This window comes from Kitasatospora sp. NPDC059973, assembly GCF_042737525.1.
Classification (GTDB): Bacteria; Actinomycetota; Actinomycetes; order Streptomycetales; family Streptomycetaceae; genus Kitasatospora.
Window position 1 is genome coordinate 50,624 of record NZ_JBHWUI010000039.1, and the last position, 7,104, is coordinate 57,727.

General features: G+C 73.6%; 5 protein-coding genes. 4 read left to right on the forward strand and 1 reads right to left on the reverse strand.

From position 1 onward, the window contains the following. Positions 1 to 211 precede the first annotated feature (211 nt). From ACFWA9_RS13835 to ACFWA9_RS13845, 3 genes are all read left to right on the forward strand, one after another. Positions 212 to 1,237: an SCO1860 family LAETG-anchored protein gene (locus tag ACFWA9_RS13835; protein WP_380386692.1), complete on the forward strand. Its 1,026-nt coding sequence runs from the start codon at positions 212 to 214 to the stop codon at positions 1,235 to 1,237. A 266-nt stretch (positions 1,238 to 1,503) separates the two neighbouring features. Beyond that, a complete protein-coding gene (gene glnII, locus ACFWA9_RS13840) occupies positions 1,504 to 2,526 on the forward strand; it encodes a glutamine synthetase (RefSeq protein WP_329490065.1) in 1,023 nt (340 codons plus the stop codon). 377 nt (positions 2,527 to 2,903) lie between these two features. Continuing rightward, the gene (locus ACFWA9_RS13845) at positions 2,904 to 4,001 is read left to right on the forward strand and encodes an LLM class flavin-dependent oxidoreductase (RefSeq protein WP_352288230.1); all 1,098 of its coding nucleotides are present in this window, start codon (positions 2,904 to 2,906) and stop codon (positions 3,999 to 4,001) included. Between the two features lie 67 nt (positions 4,002 to 4,068). Here the strand turns inward: ACFWA9_RS13845 and ACFWA9_RS13850 are convergent, their stop codons facing one another. Beyond that, positions 4,069 to 5,913, reverse strand: coding sequence for a protein kinase (locus tag ACFWA9_RS13850; protein ID WP_380386696.1), 1,845 nt, complete (start codon positions 5,911 to 5,913; stop codon positions 4,069 to 4,071). Positions 5,914 to 6,206: 293 nt separating this feature from the next. On the opposite strand from ACFWA9_RS13850, the gene nadE reads away from it, so the two are divergent. Next, positions 6,207 to 7,037, forward strand: coding sequence for an ammonia-dependent NAD(+) synthetase (gene nadE / locus ACFWA9_RS13855; RefSeq protein ID WP_329490068.1), 831 nt, complete (start codon positions 6,207 to 6,209; stop codon positions 7,035 to 7,037). The last annotated feature ends 67 nt before the right edge of the window (positions 7,038 to 7,104 follow it).

Sequence of the window (7,104 nt, forward strand, 5' to 3'; positions counted from 1 at the left end):
CTGCCGGAGGTGTCCTGCCGCAGTGCTTCGCCGGGCAGCTTTGGGCGTCAACCTCACCCGAATGAGTGAAATGACGTTCTGTGTGGCTCATGTGACGCACTGTTCGATGAAGACTGGCGACTCGTCGTACGGAGCACCGGCCCCTTGCCCCGCCTCGCGGGTGATGTCGGAGGCGCGCTCTACCGAGATCACCACCTGTGGGGGTACCGCCATGTCTTCTTCCCGTTCCACGTCCTTCGCCGGCTCCGCCGTCGCCGCCGCGGTGGCGTCGGCGCTGGTCGTGGCGCCGGTGGCCCACGCGACCGGCCCCACGCCCGCGTCCGCCACCGCGGCCGCGGGTTCGACCGCCGCGGCCGCCGCGCCGACCGCCACGGCGGGCAGGGCGCGCGCCGTCACCGCCGAACTCGCGCTGGACGTGCAGCTGTTGAGCAAGGTCGACGTGCCGGTGAACCTCGCGCTCAACAAGGTCGAGAGCCCGGCCCAGCGCGAAGGCTCGCTGCTGACGGCCAAGGTCGACGGCGTCGACCAGCAGGGCCCGGTCACCCTGGTCAAGGCCGATGTCGGCACCTCGGTGGTGAAGTCGGACGCCAAGGGCACCGCCGCCTCGGTCAAGCTGGTCAACGCCGACGTGCACGCGCCCGGTCTCCCGGCCACCACCCTGCTCGGCCTGGAGGCGCTCAGCTCCTCGGTGACCTGCCCGGTCGACGGGCCGCCCACCGCCGACGTCACCGCCCCCGCCAAGCTCACCGTGCTCGGCAAGCCGGTCACCCTCAGCCTGTACGGGCCGACCGACGTGGACGTGCCGCTGGTCGGCAGGGTCTCGGTGGAGTTCTCCAAGCGGGCCACCACGTCGACCACGGCCGCCGCCTCGGCCCTGGAGGTGCAGATCGAGGTGAACCCGCTCAACCTCAACGTCGCCAAGGTGACCGGGAAGATCACCGTGGCCTCGGTGAGCTGCGAGAAGCCGACCGCACCGGTCACGCCGACCCCCTCGGTCACGCCGACGGCGCCCGGCACCGCCCCGGCGGTCCAGCCCGCGGTCGACGCGACCACCACGCCGCCCGGCCGAACCGCCCGGCCGCAGGCCACCGCCACCGCCGCCGGCGGCAACCTCGCCGCGACCGGCGGCAGTGACGCGACCGGTCCGCTCGCCGCCGGAGCCGCCGCCCTGGTCGCGGCCGGCGGCGGCGCGCTCTGGGCCACCCGTCGCCGGGCGGCGCACGCCCGTAAGCACTGACACCCGCCGCGGTGGGGCTCTGCGGGTCGCCGCGGTGAAGGGCCCACCCGCGCCGCGGTGAAGGGCCCACGCCCGTCGCGGTGAAGGAGGGACACCCGTCGCGGTGCGCCGATCGGTGCGGGGTGCCATCCACGGCACTCCCGCACCGTGACCGTGCCAACGCGGACGGTTGGTTCACCTGGGTGTTACATAGGAGGAACAACCGGGAAACGGCGGCTTGCAACGCTACGCGGGCACCCACCACCCAGTTTGCGAGGTTCACCCCCGTGGCAATCAAGGCCGAGTACATCTGGATCGACGGCACGAAGCCGACCGCCAAGCTCCGCTCCAAGACTCGGATCCTGGCCAACGCGGACAAGATCCCCACCTGGGGCTTCGACGGCTCCTCCACCAACCAGGCCGAGGGTCACGCCTCGGACCGCGTCCTCGAGCCGGTTGCCACCTTCCCGGACCCGATCCGCGGCGGCGACAACATCCTCGTCCTGTGCGAGGTGAACGAGATCGACGGCACCCCGCACGAGAGCAACACCCGTGCGCTGCTGCGCCCGATCGCCGAGCAGTTCGCCGCTCAGGAGTCGATCTTCGGCATCGAGCAGGAGTACACCTTCTTCAAGGGCTCCCGCCCGCTCGGCTTCCCCGAGGGCGGCTTCCCGGCCCCGCAGGGCGGCTACTACTGCGGTGTCGGTGCCGAGGAGGTCTTCGGCCGCGAGATCGTCGAGCTGCACATGGACCGCTGCCTCGCCGCCGGCCTCTCGCTCTGCGGCATCAACGCCGAGGTCATGCCCGGCCAGTGGGAGTTCCAGATCGGCCCGGTCGACGCGCTGACCGTCTCCGACCACATGTGGGTCGCCCGCTACCTGCTCTACCGCACCGCCGAGGAGTTCGGCATCGACGCCACCCTCGACGCCAAGCCCGCGCGCGGCGACTGGAACGGTGCCGGCGCGCACACCAACTTCTCCACCAAGGCGATGCGCGAGAACTACGACGCGATCATCACCGCCTGCGAGTCGCTCGGCGCCTCGCAGGAGATCGTCCTGGAGCACGTCACCCAGTACGGCGCCGACATCGAGTCGCGCCTGACCGGCAAGCACGAGACCGCTCCGTGGAACGTCTACAGCTACGGCGTCTCCGACCGCGGCGCCTCGGTCCGTATCCCGTGGCAGGTCGAGGTCGACCAGAAGGGCTACATCGAGGACCGTCGCCCGAACGCCAACGTGGACCCGTACGTGGTGACCCGCCTCCTGGTCAACACCTGCTGCGCCGCCCTGGAGAAGGCCGGCCTCGTCTGAGCCGCCTCCCCCCTGCCGCACCAACCGCCGGGCCTCCCCTCCGCTGCCGAGGGGAGGCCCGGCGGCCGTTCGCCGTCCGCCGCCCGGCGGGGGCCCTTCCGGCGCGGTCGCGGGGGAGTACTGGCGCGGGTGTTCCGGCCCCGGTGTTCCGGCCCCGGTGGGCTGATGTGGGTGTTCTGACACGGGTGTTCTGACGCGGGTGTCTTGTCCAGCGGGGTGGGAGTCCCGGAGAATCGGGCCATGACCGCTCCGGCCCCCTTCCTCCCTGTACGGCGACTGCACGTCGACCTGGGACGGGTGTGCACGGCCGGTTGTCGCCGCTGACGCGAACCAGGTCCACCAGCAGCCGGCAACCACCGCCAGGAGCGTGTCCGTCCATGTCCCTCACCTTTCACTGGTTCCTCCCCACCAACGGCGACAGCCGGCAGATCGTCGGCGGCGGGCACGGCTCGACGCCCGGCGCGGCCGGCTCCGACCGGCCGCCGAGCATCGCCTACCTCGGCCAGATCGCCCGCACCGCGGAGCAGTTGGGCTTCGAGGGGGCGCTGACCCCGACCGGTGCGTGGTGCGAGGACGCCTGGCTGACCACGGCGATGCTGACCCAGGTGACCGAGCGGCTGAAGTACCTGGTGGCGTTCCGGCCCGGGCAGATCAGTCCGACCCTGGCCGCGCAGATGGCGGCGAGCTACCAGCGGCAGTCCGGCGGACGGCTGTTGCTCAACGTGGTGACCGGCGGGGAGTCGGCCGAGCAGCGCGCGTACGGGGACTTCCTGGACAAGGACGCCCGTTACGCCAGGACCGGCGAGTTCCTGTCCATCACCCGCCGACTCTGGGCCGGGGAGACGGTCGACCACGACGGCGTCCATCTGCGGGTCGAGCGGGCCACCCTGAACCGGCTCCCGGACCAGGTGCCGCCGGTGTACTTCGGCGGGTCCTCCCCGGCGGCGGGCGACGTCGCCGCCCGCTACGCCGACGTCTACCTGACCTGGGGCGAACCGCCCGCGCAGGTCCGCGAGAAGATCGCCTGGATCCGCGAACTGGCCGCCGCCCAGGGCCGGGTGGTCCGCTTCGGCATCCGGCTGCACGTGATCACCCGGGACACCTCCGCCCAGGCCTGGGCGGAGACCGAGCGGCTGCTGGCGTCGATGGACCCGGCGCGCGTCCGGGAGACCCAGCGCGCCCTCGCCGAGAGCGAGTCGGAGGGCCAGCGCCGGATGCTCGCGCTGCACGGCGGCTCGGCCGAGCGGCTGGAGATCCACCCCGGGCTCTGGGCCGGCATCGGCCTGCTGCGGGGCGGCGCGGGCACGGCCCTGGTCGGCAGCCACCGGGAGGTCGCGGACCTCATCACCGAGTACCACGAGCTGGGCATCGACGAGTTCGTGCTCTCCGGGATCCCGCACCTGGAGGAGGCGTACTGGTTCGGCGAGGGCGTGCTGCCGCTGCTCGCCGCCCGCAACCTCTGGACCCGACCGTGACCGGGGCGGCGGCCCCGTAGGTCCACCGGTCTGCCGGTCCGCCGGCCCGCCGCCCCTTCGGCTCCGATCAGGGGATCCTGAACTCCTGGGACTTGTTCCCGGGGGTGCAGGTGACCATGGTGACCTGGTTGCCCGCGCCGTTGTCGGTCATGCACGCGGAGCCCATGTAGTCCGCGAGGCGGAAGGCGCCCGGCGTGCTCCCGGCACTGACCTTCCAGTTGCTCAGGACGCTGAAGCCGCCCGAGAGCGTCACCCGCCCGTCGGTCTCCTGGACGAGCGGCGCGCCGCTCAGGTTGCACGGGTAGAGGTGGTACCAGCCGCCCGGGTCCGGGTCCGAACGCACCCAGCCGTAGGCGGTGTTGCCGCCCATGATCACGGACTGGCCGGCCGACGGGCTGTCCTTGGACAGGCCGAGCTTGAGGCCGGAGGCCACGCTGACGATCGGCCCCCACTTGGTGCCTCCGCAGCCCGGCGGCGTGACGGGCGTCTGCGGCGGGGCGCTGGTGGCCGCCGGCTGGGGGTTGGGCTGCGTGCCGGGCTGCGTTCCGGGAGCGGGCTGGTTCCCGGCCCCGGCGGTGCCGGCCGCCGGGGCCGGGACGCCGGCCGGCGGCTGGGTCGCGCGCGGGGTGCCGCCCGCTCCGGTCGCGCCGCCGCCGTTCGCCGCACCGGTGCCGCCCGGCGCGGGCGTGGACTGCTGGGCGCCGGGGGTCGCGGTGGCGCCGGGCGCGGTCGGGGTGCCGGTCGGCGCGGGGGTGGTCGGCGGCGGGGTCGTCGCGTTCTCGGCCGGCGTTGCCGGGCCGCCGGGGTTCGCCGGGCCGGAGACCGTGACGGACGGCTGCGTCCCGGGCGTCTTCGCCTCGGAGGTGAAGGGCGTGCGGTCGATCAGCAGCACGGTCGCGGTGCCCGCCGTGATGATCACCGGTATGACGATGGGGACGAGGAAGCCGCGCCGCCGCCGACGGGTGCCGGGTTCGGTGGCGTCCCGGGACTCCACCTTGCCGACGTCGGCCGCGGCTACGGCGGGCGTCGCGGGTATCACCGGAACGACCGGCGGCGCCGGCAGCGCGGGGGCGCCGGGAGCGGCGGCGATCGCGGCCCGCGCCGCCGCGGCCATCGCGCCGGCGTCGGCGAAGCGGTCCTCCGGCTTCTTGGCCAGCGCGGTGGCGATCAGCCCGCGCACCGCCTCCGGAACGGCCGCCGGCAGCTCCGGAGCGGGCTCCCGGATGTGCTTGAGGGCGACCTCCAGCACGCTCTCGCCGACGAACGGCGGCTGTCCGGTGAGCAGTTCGTAGCCGACCACGCCGATCGAGTAGAGGTCCGAGGCCGGGGTGATGGCCTGTCCCTCGGCCTGTTCGGGGGCCATGTAGAGCGCCGTCCCGATCACCGCGTGGGAGGCGGTGATCCGGGTGCTGGCGACCGCCCGCGCGATGCCGAAGTCGGTCACCGTCACCCGGCCCTCGGACCGGACCATCAGATTGGACGGTTTGACGTCGCGGTGCACGATCTCCTGCCGGTGGGCGGCGTGCAGGGCGTCCAGCGCGGTGGCGAGCAGCCCCAGGGCCCGCTCGGGCGGCATCGGCCCGCTCTCGGCGAGCACCTTGTCCAGCGGCTGCCCGTCGATCAGCTCCATCACGATGTAGGCGACCCGGTCGTCCCCGGCGTCCTCGCCGCTCTCGCCGTAGTCGTGGACGTCCACGATGCCGGGGTGCTTCAGCGCCGCGAGCAGCTGGGCCTCGCGCCGGAACCGCTTGACGAAGGCGCCGTCCTCGACCAGCCCCGGATGCAGGATCTTCACGGCGACCTGCCGTGCGAGCACCTCGTCGTCGGCGCGCCAGACGGAGCCCATGCCCCCGCCGCCGATCCGCTCGGTCAGGGTGTAACGCCCCCCGAGCACCGTCCCCCGGCTGCTCATGCTCTCTGCCCCCACCTGTCATGCCCCGGCCCAACAGCCCCACTGGTCGCACAGTCTGCCAGAGGGCACCGGGCCCCCCGTCCGCGCGCGTGCCCATGCTACGGACCGCCCCCGACGGGTCGTCAGCGGGCCTGCGGGCACCGGGCGGGCCGGGAATCGGCGGCTCCCACGGCCGCCGGCTCCGGGAGCGGCCTCGGCCGTCCGCCGGTCCCGGCCGAACGGGCCGTCCCACCGGGCATCGGGCCTGAGTAGGGTGGGTGCGACAGCACATCGAACCCGACCAAGGAGCAGACGTGAGCGTGCCGGCGTCCATCGCCCTGCAGCAGGAGATCGCCCGGGAGCTGGAGGTCGCCGAGACCTTCCACGCCGAGAAGGAGATCGAGCGCCGGGTGGCCTTCCTCGCCGAGCGGCTGACCTCCACCGGTCTGCGCGCCCTCGTGCTCGGCATCAGCGGCGGTGTCGACTCCACCACCGCCGGCCGGCTCTGCCAGCTCGCCGTCGAGCGCGCCCGGGCCGCCGGGCACGAGGCGCGGTTCTACGCCATGCGGCTGCCCTACGGGGTCCAGGCCGACGAGCACGACGCCCAGCTCGCGCTCTCCTTCATCCGGCCGGACCACCTGCTGACCGTCGACATCAAGCCCGCCAGCGACGCCGCGCTCGACGCCGCCGTGGCCGCCGACGTGGCCTTCCGCGACGCCGGCCACCAGGACTTCGTGCTCGGCAACATCAAGGCCCGCCAGCGCATGATCGCCCAGTACGCGGTGGCCGGCGCGCACGACGGCCTGGTCGTCGGCACGGATCACGCTGCCGAGGCGGTCTCCGGCTTCTTCACCAAGTTCGGCGACGGCGCGGCCGACCTCGTCCCGCTCACCGGCCTGACCAAGCGCCGCGTGCGCGCCGTCGCGGACGCCCTGGGCGCCCCGGCCGAGCTGGTCCGGAAGGTCCCGACCGCCGACCTGGAGACCCTCGCCCCGGGCAAGGCCGACGAGGACGCCCTCGGTGTCACCTACGACGACATCGACGACTTCCTGGAGGGCAAGCCGGTCGCCGAGGAGACCTTCGAGACGATCGTCCGCCGCTACCGCCTCACCGACCACAAGCGCCGCCTCCCGATCGCCCCGTAGGGCGGTCCACGGCCCACCAGGCCGGCCTGCTCTGTCCGTGCGTCACGTGGTGACGCACGGACAGAGC

What these genes read in the sequence shown, in the direction of transcription:
- ACFWA9_RS13850 (WP_380386696.1), bottom strand. Translation starts at nt 5,913, where the DNA reads ATGAGCAGCCGGGGGACGGTGCTCGGGGGGCGTTACACCCTGACCGAG.
- ACFWA9_RS13835 (WP_380386692.1), top strand. Translation starts at nt 212, where the DNA reads ATGTCTTCTTCCCGTTCCACGTCCTTCGCCGGCTCCGCCGTCGCCGCC.
- ACFWA9_RS13845 (WP_352288230.1), top strand. Translation starts at nt 2,904, where the DNA reads ATGTCCCTCACCTTTCACTGGTTCCTCCCCACCAACGGCGACAGCCGG.